This is a genomic window from Gluconobacter sp. GP1 (assembly GCF_032913585.1).
GTDB classification, from domain to species: domain Bacteria; phylum Pseudomonadota; class Alphaproteobacteria; order Acetobacterales; family Acetobacteraceae; genus Gluconobacter; species Gluconobacter cerinus.
Window position 1 is genome coordinate 522,661 of record NZ_JASGXC010000001.1, and the last position, 17,497, is coordinate 540,157.

Here is a 17,497-nt window from a genome sequence, read left to right on the forward strand (position 1 = left end):
GCCAGAACCTGCACGCGCAAAAACAGGCAGATAATCTTGCCAATACTTTGTTTTCAGATGCTTATTACAATAACACAAAAATTCTCGAAGCGCTTACCAAGGTAGATACTGGAACATTATCCTCTGCTTTTATTGTGCAATTTTCGCACCGCTTGAGAGGGCATGATCCACAGAAAGATCCTGCATCTTTATGGATGGAGGCAATATTACAGGAAAAAGGCACAAATCTTGAAAAAATTGTTCATGAAGAATTGCAGGAACAAGGTGCATTAAATGCCACTGTGAGAAATATTATTACAAGTATGCGTTTGATAACAACTCTGGATTGGAATGGTATCGTTGAGAAAACAAGCCCCGTAAGTCAAATATTTTATCGTCATACGGGCTTTTCGGATATGGATCCTCCTACCCGGAATTTATATAGCAAAGCCGTTGAGGCCCTTGCGAAAGGGTCCAGCTATACAGAGTGTGAGATCGCTCAGAAGGTCACTTCTCTTGCAGGAATGCAAAAAAATCTCCCAGATTCCGATCTTCGCAGATCAGATCCTGGTTACTACCTTTTAGCAGAAGGTCGGGAGTGGCTCGAAGCAGAGTTAAAGTTCCGTGCCCCCTTACGCGTAAAAATCGGACAGGGTTGCCGCCGGTTAGGCATAACCGGTTACAGTTTGGCTGTAACAGTGCTGACTTTACTCGTCCTAACCGCTTTTCTTTCTGCCATGAATGGCCAGTTGTCAGGTCGCGCCGCGTTTGCGTTGATTGTTCTGGGATTTATTCCTGCCACTGATGCGGTAGTCGCCGGTGTAAATCGCTTTCTGATGTGGGCCATCAAAGTATCTGAACTCCCCGCGCTTGAACTCAGACAGGGAGTCACAGCACCGCTGCGGACTATGGTTGTCGTCCCTACCCTTCTGACAAAACGATCTTCCATTCTAGAAATGGTAAATCGTTTAGAGAAACATTACCTGTCCAGTCGGGATGGTGAGATCTACTTCGCCCTACTCACAGATTGGACAGACTCTCCAACCGAGAACCGGAAAGGTGATCATGATCTTCTGGATGTGGCTATCCAAGAAATTGGGAAGCTAAATCGGACTTATGAAGCGGGCTCTGCTGGCACAAGATTTCTTCTCCTCCATCGCAGGCGTCTTTGGAGCATTAGTGAAGGAAAATGGATCGGATGGGAGCGAAAGCGCGGTAAGTTGCATGAATTAAATCGTCTTCTGCGCGGTGCAACAGATACCAGCTTTCTTGATCTGCCCGATCAGACAATTCCTCAAGATGTTCGGTATATTGTTACCGTAGATTCCGATACACGTCTTCCACATGAGGTTGTCAGGCGTCTTGTCGGGAAGATTGCCCATCCGCTCAATAATGCCCGTTTTGATCTGGAAAAAGGCCGCGTCACGGAGGGATATGCGGTTCTCCAGCCACGGGTGACGCCCTCATTGCCCGAAGCGCGGCAAAGCACGCTATTTCAAAGAGTGTTCTCAAGTCCCAACGGCATAGAACCTTATACGGCCGCAGTATCTGACCTGTATCAGGATATGTTTGCAGAGGGGTCTTTTGCAGGCAAAGGCATTTATGAAATTGATACTTTTGAAGCAGCCTTAGCTGGCCGGGTCCCCGATGGAACGCTTCTGAGTCACGATCTTTTCGAAGGTGTTTTTGCCCGTGCCGGTCTCGTAACCGATATTGAAGTTATCGAGGAATACCCAACTGACTATTTGGTGTCCGTTGCCCGTCTTAATCGTTGGGTCCGTGGAGATTGGCAGCTTCTTCCGTGGATATTTTCATGGATGGGCCATTTCCCAACCATACGTATAAAAACTCGTCCTCTCACGGGCATTGCGCGCTGGAAGATGCTGGATAATCTGCGTCGCAGCCTTTCTGCGCCGATGGCAGTCAGCGCCCTGTTTGCCGGCTGGTTTCTGGAGCTCCATAATGCTGCGGTCTGGAGCCTTTGCATTGTTTCAACAATTGCTGTTCCAGCAGCGTTGCCCCTTCTGGTTGATATTATCAGGCGCAGAAGAGGAGAAACATTTCGCAGCTATTTTGCCCTTCTGACAATTGACCTCAAACGGACGGTTCTCACCACAGTTCTGTGTTTTGTGTTCCTGGCTGATCAGGCCTGCCTGATGGGGGACGCGATTAGCCGAACATTGGGGCGTGTTTTCGTTACTCGAAAGCACCTTCTTCAGTGGGTTACGGCCGCTCAGGCTGCGGAAGCTCCACGTGAGCGGATGCAGGGATATTTCCGTCAGATGAGTGGAGCCGTTTTAACTGGTCTTCTCGCGGCGGGCGTTATGGTCGTGGCCGGTCCCTGGGTGTGGCTCATCATCCTACCATTCGCTGTGGCCTGGTGCCTGTCACCGGCCATTGCGTGGATGGCCAGTCAGTACCGTGCGTCTGCTCGCAGGCTTGAAGCTACTGAGGCTGAGACGGTTTTCATGCGCATGCAGGCCCGGCGCACATGGCGGTATTTTGAGACATTTGTCACCGCTGCGGATCATATGCTTCCGCCGGACAATTTTCAGGAATCCCCTGCCCCTCTTGTTGCCCATCGAACCTCTCCAACAAACATGGGACTTTACCTCCTCTCTGTTGTCGCGGCATGTGATTTTGGGTGGATTGGGGTAGTAGATGCAACGTCCCGCCTCAGTGCTACCCTTGAGACAATGCTGCAGCTTCCGCGTTTCAGAGGGCATTTCTATAACTGGTACAGCACTTCTGATCTGTCCCCGCTGTCCCCTATTTATGTTTCGACAGTGGATAGTGGCAATCTCGCTGGCCATTTGATGACACTGGCAGGGGCCTGCGAGGAGTGGGTTCAGAAAGGAAGAAAATCTGACATTTGGCGTGAAGGTATACGAGACGCCCTGAATCTGGCGCTTGAAGAAGCGACATCGGGAAACGGTATCTTTCGGTCATCCGAACTCGCACAACTTATGGAAGCTCTTCTTCAGGACATGAAGGACGGCCACGCCAGCCAGATCACACTTACATACAGAGTACAGATGCTCGTCAGTCAGGCAGAGGAACTGGTGCATCTTCTACAAAGACGTGCCATGGCCGGAAGTGCAGGCAAAGGCATTCCCACTACAGGTGCTGAGGACCTCCTATTCTGGCTGCACGCTGCACAGAACTGCCTGCGGAGTGAACGGAAAGATCTCGAAGATAACCCTTCCCTCCATGATGAACTCCGTAAAATTGCACAAATTTCAAGAACCATGGCTTTGGACATGGAGTTTGGCTTTTTGAGAAATTCAGATCGGAAACTGCTCTCGATCGGGTTTGCCGTGAATGAAGGCACTCTCGACGATAACTGCTATGACCTTTTGGCATCCGAAGCGCGGCTTGCTGTGTTCTTTGCCATTGCAAAAGGCGATATTCCTGCTTGGGAGTGGTTTCGTCTGGGGAGACCTCTTGCTGCGGTGGCCCATGGCGAAGCTCTGGTTTCCTGGTCTGGGTCGATGTTCGAGTACCTCATGCCGTCCCTGATCATGGCTGCACCGTTCGATAGTCTTTTAGAAGAGACCAGCCGGCAGATTGTCCACCGTCAGATTGAATATGGCCAGTTCTGCGGGGTGCCATGGGGTATTTCGGAATCTGCCTATAACGCGCGCGATCTGGAATATAATTATCAGTACTCCGACTTTGGTGTCCCCGGACTGGGGATGAAGAGAGGACTGGCCCAAAATCTGGTTATTGCACCTTACGCCACAGCTTTGGCTTCGATGGTTGATGCGCGTCTGGCAACAGAAAATTTCCGGGCTTTGCAGGCTGCAGGCGCTCAGGGAACCTATGGATTTTACGAGGCGCTGGATTATACAAAGGCGCGGCTGCAATCGAACCAGACCATTGCAATCATTCATTCTTACATGGCCCATCACCAGGGCATGTCCATTCTTGCAATAGCAGATACGGTCCTCAAAGGGCTCATGCGAACCCGCTTCCATGCAGAACCCATTATCGGAGCGGCAGAACTGCTTTTGCAGGAGCGCGCACCAACAGGTGGAGCTATTACCACCCCGCTGAAGGAAGAAGAGTTCGCCCCTCCTGCGCTGACCGTGCAGATGCAGGCTGGTGGCCGCCATTTACAGACAGCGGACACGACTGCCCCTGTTACCCATCTGCTTTCGAATGGACGATACAGCGTGATGCTGACGGCCGCTGCGTCAGGATATAGCAAGTGGGGTGATCAGGCTGTTACGAGATGGAGGCAGGATCCCACGCTCGATAACTGGGGGACTTATATTTACCTTCAGGCGTCTGGAGACAATCACTTCTGGAGCGCAGGCTTCCAGCCATCTGGAGCTAAAGCTGAGAGCTACGATGTAGAATTCAGGGAAGACCGCGCAACATATACGCGTCAGGACAACAAGCTGACGACGACGATGGAAGTTCTGGTTTCAGCCGAAGATGATGCAGAACTTCGTCGTATTTCAGTTCGGAACTCCAATTCTTCAACGGTTGAGATCAACGTAACGTCTTATGTCGAGCTGGCGTTATGCGCGCCAGGTATGGATCTCAGTCATCCTGCTTTCGCAAAAATGTTTGTCCAGACGGAGTATCTCTCTTCTTACAGGGCAATTGTTGCCACACGGCGAAAAAGAAATCCGTCTGACGCAGAGATCTGGGCAGCGCACCTGATCATTGGCGGCGATGACCTTTCCATCGAGACGGATCGTGCCCGATTTATCGGTCGTGGCAGGGATTTGCGGGAGCCGATTGCCGTTATTGAAGCGGGCCCTCTCTCTGGATCAGTGGGGATGGTATTGGATCCCGTTTTCGCTGCGCGGTGCAAGCTCACAATTCCCGCGCGCTCCACTCGGCATGTATCGTTCTGGACGATTGTTGCGTCAACACGCGAAACGCTCATCCAAAGCATCGAGCGTCATCACGGTGGAGCGGATCTCGATCGTGCCCTGACCCTCGCGTGGACCCATGCTCAGGTTCATTTACGCCATCTCGATATCCAGCCTGTACAGGCAGACCTCTTTCAGAAGCTTGCCGGCTATCTTCTGTTTCCAAATTCCATTCTTCGCTCGTCTGCGGCCCGTATAAAACGAGGCGCTGGCAAACAGGCAGATCTCTGGGGACAGGGTGTTTCCGGCGATTTGCCAATCCTGTTGTTGGTCATCACAGAAAGTGAAGATTTCGACCTCGCCCGGACCCTTCTGACAGCGCATGAGTATCTGAATTTCAAAGGCCTGGCTTTTGATTTTGTTATTCTGAACGACCATCCGACGTCTTATGCGCAGGATCTACAACACGCACTGGAAGCCCTTGTTCGGTCCTCCGGGCAGCCGGGTACAGTCCGTCTTCTTCGCGGCGCGCTTATGTCAGAAACAGTCAGAGACCTTCTGTTCTCCGTGGCTTATGTGGTGCTGACCGGTAAGGCAGGAAGCCTGCAACATCAGTTGACCCGTATTGAAGTCATGCGAAGCGTAAAAGTTTTGCAGGCCGCCATACGTCCCTGCCGCGCATACCGTGGAGCAGCGGAAACCCCCATCCTCCCTCAGCTTGAACTGCCAAATGGATATGGAGGCTTCACGTCTGACGGGAGGGAGTATGCTGTCATCATCCGTGGGAAAGCGCGTCCCCCTGCCCCTTGGGTCAACGTCATCTCCAGTCCTCATTTCGGGTTTCAGGTCTCCGCAGAAGGCAGCGGTTATACCTGGTCGGAGAACAGCAAGGAGAACCAGTTGACGCCTTGGTCTAACGACCCGGTCGTGAATCCAACTGGGGAAGCTTTCTATCTGTGCGACGAGGAAAAACGGCAGTTCTGGTCTCCTTTGGCAGCCGTTTGCCCAGATGACAGTGCTGTTTATGTTTGCCGACATGGACGCGGATACAGTCAGTTTGATCGGCACACCAACGATATCGCTTCGACCTTGCTACAATATGTGCCGCTTGAAGATCCGGTAAAAATTTCCAGATTGAAACTGACCAACACATCCTCCCGGCCCCGGACTTTGAGGGTCACGACCTATACCGAGTGGGTGCTGGGACAGTCCCGCAGTACGACTGCCCCTTTTGTATTTACAGAGCAGGATAATGACACTGGCGCGCTGTTTGTCAGGAACAAGTGGGGCGAGACGTTTGGTGACCGGGTCGCCTTTGCGGATATGTCGGCTCAGCAGACATCAAGCACGGATGACAGATGCACATTCCTGGGTCGAAATGGCACTATTTCTGCCCCTCAAGCCATTGTCCGGGGCGGCCCGCTTGAAGGTATTGTCGGGGCCGGAATTGATCCGTGTGCCGCCTTGCAGACTGTCATTACGCTTGAACCCGGAGAAAGCACCGAAATTGTCTTTCTGCTAGGTCAGGGGCAAAATTCAGACCATGCTCGTCAGATTGTTCGGCGATACAGAAATGCAAATCTGGATGCCGTTCTGGATGAAGTGCATCGCAGGTGGGAGGCGATTACAGGAGTCGTACAGGTTCATACGCCTGATCGCGCCATGGATATCATGCTGAACGGCTGGCTGCTGTATCAGTCCCTTTCCAGTCGCATCTGGGCACGGGCAGGCTTTTATCAGGCTAGTGGTGCTTATGGATTTCGAGATCAGTTGCAAGACGGAATGTCGCTCGTTCTGGCCGCTCCTCAACTGGTGCGGGAGCACCTTCTGCGGGCGGCATCCCGACAGTTTCCAGAGGGAGATGTTCAACACTGGTGGCTCCCTCAGAAAGGAAACGGTGTTCGCACAAGGATTTCTGATGATTGTGCGTGGCTTGCCTACACGGTCGCACACTATGTCCGAGTTAGTAGTGACGCGACCGTTCTGGATGAAGAAATTCCGTTCCTGGAGGCGGCAGTTTTGGCTGAGGGGGAGCATGAGCGTTTCCTCCAGCCTGACATAACGGACAGAACGGCATCTCTCTATGCTCACTGCGTTCTGGCCCTCGATCACAGTCTGCAAAGAGGAGTTCACGGTCTCCCGCTGATGGGAACCGGGGACTGGAATGATGGGATGAACCGAGTGGGCGAAGCAGGACACGGAGAAAGTGTCTGGCTGGGATGGTTCGTGCACGCCACGTTGGCAGCCTTCCTGCCGCTTGCTCAGGCCCGACAGGACACAGAACATGTGGCGAAGTGGACGCGGATCATGAAGGAGCTTGAACACGCGTTGGAAGCAGCATGGGACGGCTCTTGGTACCGGCGTGCCTATTTTGATGACGGCAGCCCTTTAGGCAGCCATGCAAACCCTGAGGGACGTATTGATGCCATAGCTCAGTCCTGGGCTGTAATTTCAGGGGCAGGATCTCCCGAGCGAGCAAAACAGGCCATGCACGCTGTTCAGGAACAGCTTGTCGATCTGAACCGGGAAATCATCATGGTTTTGACCCCACCCTTTGATATCTCAGAGCCTGACCCGGGTTATATTCGGGGCTATCCGCCGGGTATCCGAGAAAATGGCGGCCAATATACGCACGCAGCTCTATGGACAGTTATGGCAACTGCCCTTCTTGGAGACGGCGATGCGGCGCATGAGATGTTTTCAACGCTCAATCCTATTCACCACGCCCGCGATCAGGATGCGGCAGACCGCTACAAGGTTGAGCCATATGTCGTCGTCGCGGACGTTTATTCCTCCAGTCCTCATGTCGGCCGCGGAGGATGGTCCTGGTACACGGGGTCGGCGGGTTGGATGCAACGCGTCGGGGTTGAGACGTTACTGGGCGTGCAGATCGAAGGAAATCGACTGTCCCTCAATCCACGCATTCCTGCGGGGTGGTCGTCATATGAAGTTCGGGTGCGCTGGAAAACATCAGAATATCATATCCAGATAAAAAACCCTGATGGTGTCTGTGAAGGAGATCTTTTTGTCATCAACGGGGAAAAGATGGTTCCGCTAAAAAGTCCAATTTATATGATGGATGACGGCCTCATGCATCGCATAGACTGCGTGCTTACACTCATAAATAATTAAATTTTGGAAGACGTTGATCTAGGCCCAGTCAGGAGATTGAGGATAAATGGCCAACAGGTATCGTTTTCTCCTCTTTTCCCGCGCGCCAGAGAGATCAGCGTGTAGAAAGGGGGCATTTTCGTGGAGCACTAGCGTAATACATCACGCGGATATGACACAAAACGCTTTATAATCTTTATAAAATCTGGGGCATGATAGGGTTTTCGAACGGTGAGAGGGTTGCAAAATCTAGATTCTAAATTATTTATTTGCGCAAATAAAAAGGATGAATATCAATAATTCATGGATGCACGTTCTATTACCTGCTTTATAATTTCGGTGGACGTAATAAATTTATTGTAATACTATTGACCTTATCCTGAAAACTATTTGTATTATACAATATTAATGGTGACCAATTGCTCGTATGAAGCGGATTGATATTAGTCGGCATTGGAGGGAGGTGAGGTTAAAATTTTCCTTCTAGATGGAAATTATGCCGGAATCATATCAGAATGAACAGGGAAAATAAAAATTCTCTAATTATACTGAAATCATGCTTTTCTGCTTTAAAGACTGATGGTTCATCGCGGTGCGCCAAGACAGATGTCCGATATATTCTCAGGATTTTTCTATATTTGTCGTTTTACTATATATCATATAATTATAATTTAAGTTATCCATTTTTTTTGGTGTGATTGTGGTAGAATTAATATCCTCTTTAAGATTTTTATCATTGATAATATTGCTTTTTATTTATATAATTCATAAGTTGTATTATAATCTAAAATGCGATCAATTTTAATGTAAAAAAGTTTTATGTAAAACCTAAAATTATCTAGCACCGATATTAATAATTTTTCTTTAATTGAGGGGGCTGATGCCTAACCTATCACAGTTGGATACTGCAAGGTTTTACTCATTATGACGGTTTACGATAGACATTTATCCTGATAATATCGCAGTAGAACATATACTGATTTCAACATCGAAGCCGATAGTTGAAGTTATTACTGGAGCCGGCAGCGCTGATTATGGTTAACTCACCTTGTTTCTTGCCTTCACCGTCAAGAACAGAAAAAAATGATCAGTCACGTTCGCGAGTGGCTCTTTTCACGATATGTTCTAATAATTACATGCCTGCAGCGCGAGTTCTTATGGAATCTGTAGCGCGACTGCACCCTGAGTTTGAACTATTTGTTGGTCTCGCGGATAAAATGGTAGATTGGGATAGTCTTTATGACCTTCCTGCATCCATTATCGAAGCGCATACGCTTGATATTCCTAATTTTAATAGTTTTTCATTCCAATACGATATTATGGAATTCAATACCGCTATTAAGCCATTCCTTATGGAGTATCTTTTGGTTGAGCGTGGATTTGATCGAGTTTTTTATTTTGATCCGGATATTCTACTCTTCAATAGGCTTGATGTGCTGCTTGATCATTTTGATGGCGGCGCATCTCTGCTGCTTACGCCGCATCTGCATCGTCCAGCTGAAGGAGATGCTGATCCTGACGATATCACGATCATGCGAGCTGGCGTTTATAATCTTGGCTTTTTGGGAGCCTCCCGATCGGCGGAGACACTCGATGTGATCCGTTGGTGGATGAGACGCCTTCATCGCACCTGCATCAATGCCCAGGAACAAGGTATCTTTGTCGATCAGAAATTTATGGATTTGGCGCCTTGTTTTGCTCCTAATACTCATATCATTCATAATCGTGGCACCAATCTCGCTTATTGGAATTTAGCTCAAGTCACTTTCCAGCAGGAGGGGCCAATGTGGACTGCGGATGGTGAACCACTGATATTTTTTCATTTCAGCGGCTTCGATCCGCGCAATCAGAATTGCCTGAGCAAACACTGCCGTCATTTCCGAAAAAATATAACGCCGGCCCTTGCTAATCTTCTTGGACATTATTCCGAACTGCTTCTTTTGGCCGGGTACGGACAAGTTCCTGCGGCCTTGTACGCGTATGGATCTTTTAATAGTGGCACCCGCATTCCTGACCATGCAAGGCGCATGTTTAGAGAATATACTCCTGACTGGCCTTATGATCCATTTGAGAGTTACGAGGAATATCTTCATCAACCTTCTCCCAAAGGTAGTGTAGACAGAAAAAATCTCGTCTTTACTAATTTTCAGCATTATCTTTGGAATTTTTTTGATAATCAGCGGCTTAATCTTGATCCTGATCGGTCAGATCATCTCGCGAGTTTGACACACTGGTATGTGAAAGACGCCCGCTCTGAGCAAGGATTAGATCATCGCCTCATTGAGCCTGTTGCGTGCCGTTTTGGGCAGACTGCACCTTCTCGTGTAGCCAATGTGTCTCTTAAATCTGTAGGTCGCCCGGACATTTCAGTGGTGGGTTATCTACAGACTACAAGCGGAGTGGGAACTGTTGCTCGGCATACCCTTCAAAGTTTTGCTCTGTCTGGCCTCTCTGTTGAAGGAGTAGACATTGCTTTCGGAGTTGTCTCAGATCGCTCCGATATAAGTTGCGTTCATTTTCTAAACGACCGGGTACGTGGTTGCATTCAGCTTTACGCTAATATCAATGCAGATCAACTTCCCGCTGTTTTGAATTATCTTCAGCCTGACACAGAGCCTGGATATAAAATTAGTATGCCAGCTTGGGAGTTGGAGAAATTTCCGGAGGAGTGGCTGAGCGCTTTTGACGAGGTTGATGAAATTTGGGCGCAGACGCGCTGGATACAGCGCATGCTTGCAGGGCGGTTAAACAAACCCGTGGTTTACATGCCTGTTACACTCACACTCGATCTTCCGGTAAGCCAACCTCGGTCTAGCTACAAACTTCCTGAAGATGCATTCCTGTTTTACTTTTCGTTTGATTTTCTCTCCTTTATTGAACGAAAAAATCCGGAAGGTATTGTTGCGTCGTTCCGACAAATGCGCCAGCGTCACGGTAGTGCAAGACGTGCAGCTCTCGTCATCAAGACCATGAACGGCAATTTTGCAAAAGACCGTGAAGCAGCTTTTTTGGAGTTGGTTGGTGACGATCCTGATGTAATTCTGATCAGCGGTGTCCTATCCAGAGCAGATAATCTATCTCTGATGACTTGCTGTGATTGCGTCATATCTCTCCATCGTTGTGAAGGGTTGGGGCTTGTCGTTGCAGAGGCCATGGCACTTGGAGTGCCGGTTATTGCAACTGACTATGCGGCTACAACAGACCTACTCTCGCCAGCTACAGGATATCCTGTGGGCTACCGCCTTGTTCCTGTCAAAAAGGGTGAATACCCCTTTGGGGAAGGGCAGAAATGGGCTGATCCTGATATCGGACATGCTGCATGGTTAATGCGGCATGTCATGAATCACCCCGAGGAAGCGCAACAAAAGGCAGTTGCCGCTCAGCAATTTATTCAAGCAAACTATAACGCCGAGACTGTTCTCCAGCGGCAGATGAAGCGTTTTGCCGAGCTGACGAAAAACACCTAAGTTCTCAAAAAGAAAAGAAGTTTTTTATGTCCACCAGCAATCATGTTTCCACCGAGAACGCTCGACGTTATGGGCAGAAGAAAAAGGCAGACGAGACTGTGGCCTCCGTAGACTTAAATGCTCTCGAATTGGCCCAGCAAGCCCGCTCTCGCGCTGAGCATGAAGTTTTATTCCTAAAAAACGAGATTGAAAGGCTTTATATTTCAATTAATCGCCTCCAGGAGCGTTGTGAAGATTATGCAATGCGTCTTGCCATGTCTCATGGAGAGCGTGAAGAGTTAGTATATCTGCGGAGTAAGCTATTCGATACGTCGCCTGAACTTGATATTCCCAAGACCCACCTTGATATCGTACCTAACAATGTTACAGATCAATTGCGGCTTCTTGTTGCAGAACGTGACGATGCCCGCATGTGGCTAGATGCTGTACGCCACTCAACGTCGTGGCGCATTACTCGTCCCTTTCGTGTGGTCATCCGCCTGCTGAAATCGCGTCTTCGCACCTGAAACCGCTCTCTTAATTTTTGTATTTTTTTCGGTCACGTCTTTTCATCGTAGTTGCCGTTCTGGGACGGAGAACGTTCTATCTGTTCTGGCTGGCATTTATCGGTCTAATAAATTGCTGCAAGGGTAGATATCACTCGAGAGAGAGGGGGGCAGATCAGTCTCATTACATTTAGGCTGTTTTTTCTTCTGCTCAATGGGCTGTCCTCTTCGACGATTAGATTGGTCTGAATCATGTTATGGGAAAATTAGTCGCGGTTCTTTTGATACTGCGCTCTACCTTCTAATTTCTCCATATTGTATCTGATCTATCTAGTTTTACTATCGAAATAAAAAATCCTATAAGTGTTTTTAAAGATCGCTAATATGATCAATGCACCAGTTTTGAAAGCTATAAGGTCCTGACCGATAAGGATCTGGAAATGCAATTTGCAGATCTTTTCTGTCCCGGTAAATCAAACGCTCCGGTTTTTCTATAAAATCGCCGTTCTCATATGTACTATAATGCCAATATTTTGACGGCACTTCGGAAGGCTGTTCTTTCTGGATTGCTTCTCGATACCACCGCAGAAGCTCGAAAAGGGCTATACTGTCACTCCCGTATCGCTCCAACATAACCTCACCGGCAGTGTCTACCTTTGTAAAATGGAAAAAGCGCAGCGGCACGTCGGCAGAAAAAATTTGGCCTTTATTATCGATGCGGATCGGCCTGCTGCTAAGGTTCCAACTCGCCACGTTATATCCAGGATTTCGTAAAATTGCCGGATTTTCAAAGAGCGCTGGTATTAGGTCGCACCATTTCTGATCTGTAAAAAGCCCATTTCCTGGATCATCACGGCAGTATATTAGCAGTCGTTCGCACCACCATTTAGCAATACGTCGCCCTTCCGGCACATTGGCAATCGCCATGAAGCCTAGGTTGTATACTCCATGCTTGAGAGAGCCGATTTCGTTATCGATAATTCCCTGTGGATGTATCTCGGGTTCAATTTGATGGGGAGTCAAAATAATTGGATGGATTTTTAATAAATCTAATACATCATTGAGTGGATTAAAAATGGCAATATCGGGATCAATATAAATTACATTAGTTGCATCAGCCCTTTCTAAAAGACGGTAAAGCATTTTTCCTTTTACTGCTGTAGAGAGCTCAATAATATTGTGCTTAAATATCCAAGAATTTAAGTCCGGAATATCTAATTTGGTGATGGAAATCACTTCGTCGAAAATGTCTTCATACTCTGATGGAACGAAACCGGGCGGCGCAACGTCGCACAAACAAAGACAAAAGACCCATTCGGGATGATGTTCACGGACGGTTTTTGCCAGGACGCGAGCGCGACCCAGATAAGAGTAGGTAGCGCTGGTAAAGCAGTAAACAGTCATTGCGACTTCTCTGAAGTCAGATACGGAAAAGTTCCAGGGCGGATTACAAGCTTTCCTACCATCCTAGCGGATTTTTCAACCAAGGATCGTAACTCACCCGTTGCAAACAGTGATATCAGTTCTTCGACGTCCCGAGCAGCATAGCCAATTTTCTCAGCCACTGAGGTGAGAAAGTCCTCAAAAATTTTGCTTTCTTTTGGAACAAGCAGAAAAGTTCCCGCAGCTACGGCCTCGTAGGCTGTAAAAGAAAATTCTTCTGGAGAGAGGGGCCAATTTACGACGATATCAATTTCGTGCCGACGAATGCACTTTTGCATACTATCACGATCATTTTGCGCTATATTTACAGATACGGACGTAATGTTTACCGCCTCTTGTGGTGAGAAGCCAAAGTAAAAAAACTCATACCTTGCATCTCCTAAAAACTGGGTGGCTAGTTTTCGATAAATCTCCCACCCTTTATAAAAAACCGGGGTTCCGACAAACCCAATTTTTAAAGTGCAAGAAAGTTGTTTTTTGACGAAGGTTTTATCTGTGATAAACGCATGCTCCTGAACGGATGCTTTGACGACAGACAAACTTGTTTTTTTCTCCCAAAATGACAGCATATGCTGTGACGGAGCAATGACCTCGGGGAGAAGTTCTTCAAAAAGTGTTTTGATTCTGGGTAGATGTCTCTGCCGCTCTACTCCGTACGCACATATTTTGCAAGCTGCGGATGTCCGTACTGGAGCATCACAGAAAGCAATGTCGTTTCTCATTAATGCATAAGACGGACAAATTGTAAAAAAATCATGTAACCATAAAATATTTTTCTGAGCATTCATCTTTCTGGCAATGATAGGGACACATTCTGTAACTGCTCCCATAAGATGATGAATAATCAAATATCTATTGGGGTAGTAGATTTTCTGTGTTTCTAAAAATGCTAAAAGCGTATTGACTGTTACTCGCCCAATATACTGTCCGTTCAGGGAGGCGACAAATTCCCCTTGCTGGAAAGGTGCGAGCGTAGAGATGGTACATGTTGGAAAAAGATGCAGGTAAGCCCACCCATGAGACGAAAACGCGAGAGCCTCATCGCGAATACAGCTATTTATATCTCCTGGCGCAGTACAGTAATCATTGTGACTGATAGAAACTATTAATCCGGCGTTGTAACCCTGTTCCTCGCGGTTGAGTTTTAGAAAAGAGATCAAATACACTTTATCGACACTCTTTTCGCTCATCGGAAGCTGCCAAAAAGGCTCTCTATCTTGAACGGATCGACAGTTTTTCAGAATAGCTCGCTCTATGGCATGCGGTTGACGATTGCGGCGGATTTCTGTTTGCGCGTGGAGCCTGTAATGTAAAAGAGGATTGATATTTGCAGCACTCACGTCAGGGTTTGCCCATAAATAATACTTCACGTCAAATTTTTGACTAGGATTTCTCCCCTCCTTCCATCCCAAAGTCATAAAATGATAAAAAAGTTCGTTATTGTTTCCTGTGAGGTCGGGGTTGCTGTGTCGATAAAATTTGGGATCGAAATCAGCTGCAACAATCTTCATATTTCGCGCCAGCGCTTTATTTTGCAGACCTGCCTCATCAACATGGAGGGGTATGCCCAAGCGGCCTTCTGCGTGACCAGACTTAACGTAATGTTCTAGTGGATTGAGTGAGGAAAAACTCACATCAGGATTGTTGTCTAAATAAAATTGAGTATCGAATTTAGTAGAAGGATTGCATCCTGAGCGCCATCCTACGGTCATAAAATGTATAAACGCATCATCGTTTGGCTGTACTACATTTGGATAGTGTGTTCGATAATAATTTTCGTCAAAAAATTCTTGAAGAATTTTCTCGTCCACTTGAAAGGCCGAGAGATCAACCTCAGGGAGAGGTTGTCGGCCTTCGCTGCAGCCTGTTTCAATAAAATGCACAAGCGGATTTATGCCTGCTTCAACAACGTCCGGATAGCTTTGTAGATAAAATTTAGTATCAAAAGCGAGGGATGGATTCCGTCCTTCCTTCCAGCCAATAGTCAAAAAATGCTCGAGAGGATCGATCTTTGCATCTCGGACGTCATGATTGTTTTCCAGATACCACGAGGCATCGAACATGTCTGTAGTAGTGAAATGCAATTGGCATCCGATCTATAAGCTGGAGAGAGCAGGAAGTGTCTGATAGTACTGATAAATAAGAAATATTGATACAAAATACAGGACTCTTCTATATAAAATATATAGCCATATATAGGTGGTTAAATATTTTATAATTGGCTAGACATCTATCGAATACGTCACGGTTTCAGGCCTAAATCTCTGTTATTTTTCCGGCGAGTGATTGGTTTGTTTATCGTTTTTTTCCGAAATAGACTCTCAGGATTGATCTTACGGAATGGAGTATTGTCGCCATTCTGCAGTATTTTATCCTAACCGTAAACGGCTTTGTAGCTATTCGTGCGGCTCTGGAGTCTAAGGGGGCTGCGAGTATAGAAGCCAATAGAACCACACTCTCTCGGAATGCCCAATACGCTCCTTGAAGGTGTTCAAAATGTTATCAGCGATATAAGCTTGCAGCACGATACAGTCGGATCCTAAAATTCGGCTGTGGTGTACATGTTATCGTTTCTTGACACAGAAACAGAAGCTCGTGCAGCAGCCTCACGGCTTGTTTCACGTTTGGATGCTTCGACGGGGAAAAGCATCCGCAATCGTTCATTGGATGCCGCGACTGCCGGAGTGCTTCGTCAAGGTGAACTCCGCGATCATGCCGATAGTGATGGGTATGTTGAAGACAATTTATGGACGGGCATTGGCCGTGCACGCTCTGGCTGCGGTGCTGCGCTGGTGGGGACGCCTGACCAGATACTGGCCAAGTTACGCGTATACCAGGACCTTGGAATGGAAGCGTTTATTCTATCTGGATATCCTCATCAGAGCGAATGTGATCTATTCGCCAGGCATGTCTTGCCGCATCTGAACCATGCGCCGTTGTCCCGATTTGACTGACCCTCGCCTCCACAATTCCGTACGTAATCAGCAAAGTTAGGAACTTCTCATGAGCTGGACACCAAACCTATCCCGTTATGAAGCGGCAGAATTTCGTCGTTGTGGCCGTTCGGGCCTTGATCTGCCGCCAATTTCTCTCGGCCTGTGGCATAATTTTGGAGGTGTCGACGTTTTTGAGACGGGGAGAGCCGTTATCAGGCGTGCCTTTGATCGAGGGGTTACTCACTTCGATCTGGCTAACAACTATGGCCCTCCTTATGGTTCTGCCGAAGAAAATTTTGGCACGATCCTGAAAAAGGATTTTGCGGCCCACCGTGATGAAATGATCATCTCGTCAAAAGCTGGTTGGGATATGTGGCCCGGCCCGTATGGAAATGGCGGATCACGTAAATATCTGTTGGCATCGCTTGACCAAAGTCTTCAAAGAATGGGGCTTGAGTACGTCGATATTTTTTACTCACATCGTCCAACGCCTGATGTGCCCCTTGAAGAAACGATGGGCGCTCTGGTGCAGATGCATCGCCAGGGTAAAGCGCTTTACGTCGGTATTTCGTCCTATGGGCCGGAGCGAACAAAGCAGGCAGCAGCTATTCTGAAATCTGAAGGCGTACCTTTACTCATCCATCAGCCGTCATATTCGATGTTAAACCGCTGGGTTGAAGTTGAACTGCTCGATACGCTTGAGAGCCTTGGTGTAGGCTGCATAGCCTTTTCTCCCCTTGCCCAAGGTCTCCTGACTAATAAGTATCTGAATGGTACGCCGGAAAACTCACGTGCGGCGGCAGGTGATTCTTTTGCGCGTGCAATGCTCTCCGATGAAAACATTGCCCATGTTCGCGCTCTGAATGATATTGCCCAAAAGCGCGGTCAATCCTTGGCACAGATGGCCATAGCGTGGATCTTGCGCGATCCGCGTGTCACGTCTGCGCTTATCGGTGCCCGTAATGTTCAGCAGCTCGATGATTCATTGGACGCTCTGAAAAATTCAGCATTCCAAGAGGAAGAACTCAAGCTTATCGACCAATATGCACGCGAAGGAAATATCGATCTCTGGCGTAATCTTTCGGACTGATGCTTGAAAATCGTCTGATTTTATAGGTATCGCGACACAGGTGGCCAAGAGAATGACTATTGGCCACCTGTCTGGGCCCTTCGCACAGGCCTGTTGCTTGCCCTAGGATTAGATAGCTCTGGCTTGTAACGTCTTCGGTAAAAAAAACTCTGGGTCGTTT

General features: G+C 47.9%; 7 protein-coding genes. 5 read left to right on the forward strand and 2 right to left on the reverse strand.

Translation table 11 applies throughout. The annotated features are described in order from the left end of the window. Positions 1–677 precede the first annotated feature (677 nt). From R5H23_RS02555 to R5H23_RS02565, 3 genes are all read left to right on the forward strand, one after another. Entirely contained in the window at positions 678–7,937 is a 7,260-nt protein-coding gene (locus R5H23_RS02555; protein WP_317214221.1) for a GH36-type glycosyl hydrolase domain-containing protein, read from the forward strand. Positions 7,938–8,917: 980 nt separating this feature from the next. Next, positions 8,918–11,383, forward strand: coding sequence for a glycosyltransferase (locus R5H23_RS02560; RefSeq protein ID WP_317214222.1), 2,466 nt, complete (start codon positions 8,918–8,920; stop codon positions 11,381–11,383). A gap of 26 nt (positions 11,384–11,409) precedes the next feature. Then, a complete protein-coding gene (locus R5H23_RS02565) occupies positions 11,410–11,889 on the forward strand; it encodes a hypothetical protein (RefSeq protein ID WP_317214223.1) in 480 nt (159 codons plus the stop codon). 348 nt (positions 11,890–12,237) lie between these two features. On the opposite strand, the gene R5H23_RS02570 is transcribed toward R5H23_RS02565, so the two are convergent. Further along, entirely contained in the window at positions 12,238–13,272 is a 1,035-nt protein-coding gene (locus tag R5H23_RS02570) for a hypothetical protein (protein WP_317214224.1), read from the reverse strand. Continuing rightward, positions 13,269–15,374, reverse strand: a complete 2,106-nt coding sequence (locus R5H23_RS02575) for a hypothetical protein (RefSeq protein ID WP_317214225.1) — start codon at positions 15,372–15,374, stop codon at positions 13,269–13,271. The genes R5H23_RS02570 and R5H23_RS02575 overlap by 4 nt, the downstream gene beginning before the upstream one ends. 498 nt (positions 15,375–15,872) lie before the next feature. Here R5H23_RS02575 and R5H23_RS02580 point away from each other — a divergent pair, with 498 nt between their 5' ends. Both R5H23_RS02580 and mgrA read left to right on the forward strand, forming a co-directional pair. Beyond that, a complete protein-coding gene (locus R5H23_RS02580; protein WP_317214226.1) occupies positions 15,873–16,265 on the forward strand; it encodes a hypothetical protein in 393 nt (130 codons plus the stop codon). Between the two features lie 49 nt (positions 16,266–16,314). Next, the gene (gene mgrA / locus R5H23_RS02585; RefSeq protein ID WP_317214227.1) at positions 16,315–17,337 is read left to right on the forward strand and encodes an L-glyceraldehyde 3-phosphate reductase; all 1,023 of its coding nucleotides are present in this window, start codon (positions 16,315–16,317) and stop codon (positions 17,335–17,337) included. The last annotated feature ends 160 nt before the right edge of the window (positions 17,338–17,497 follow it).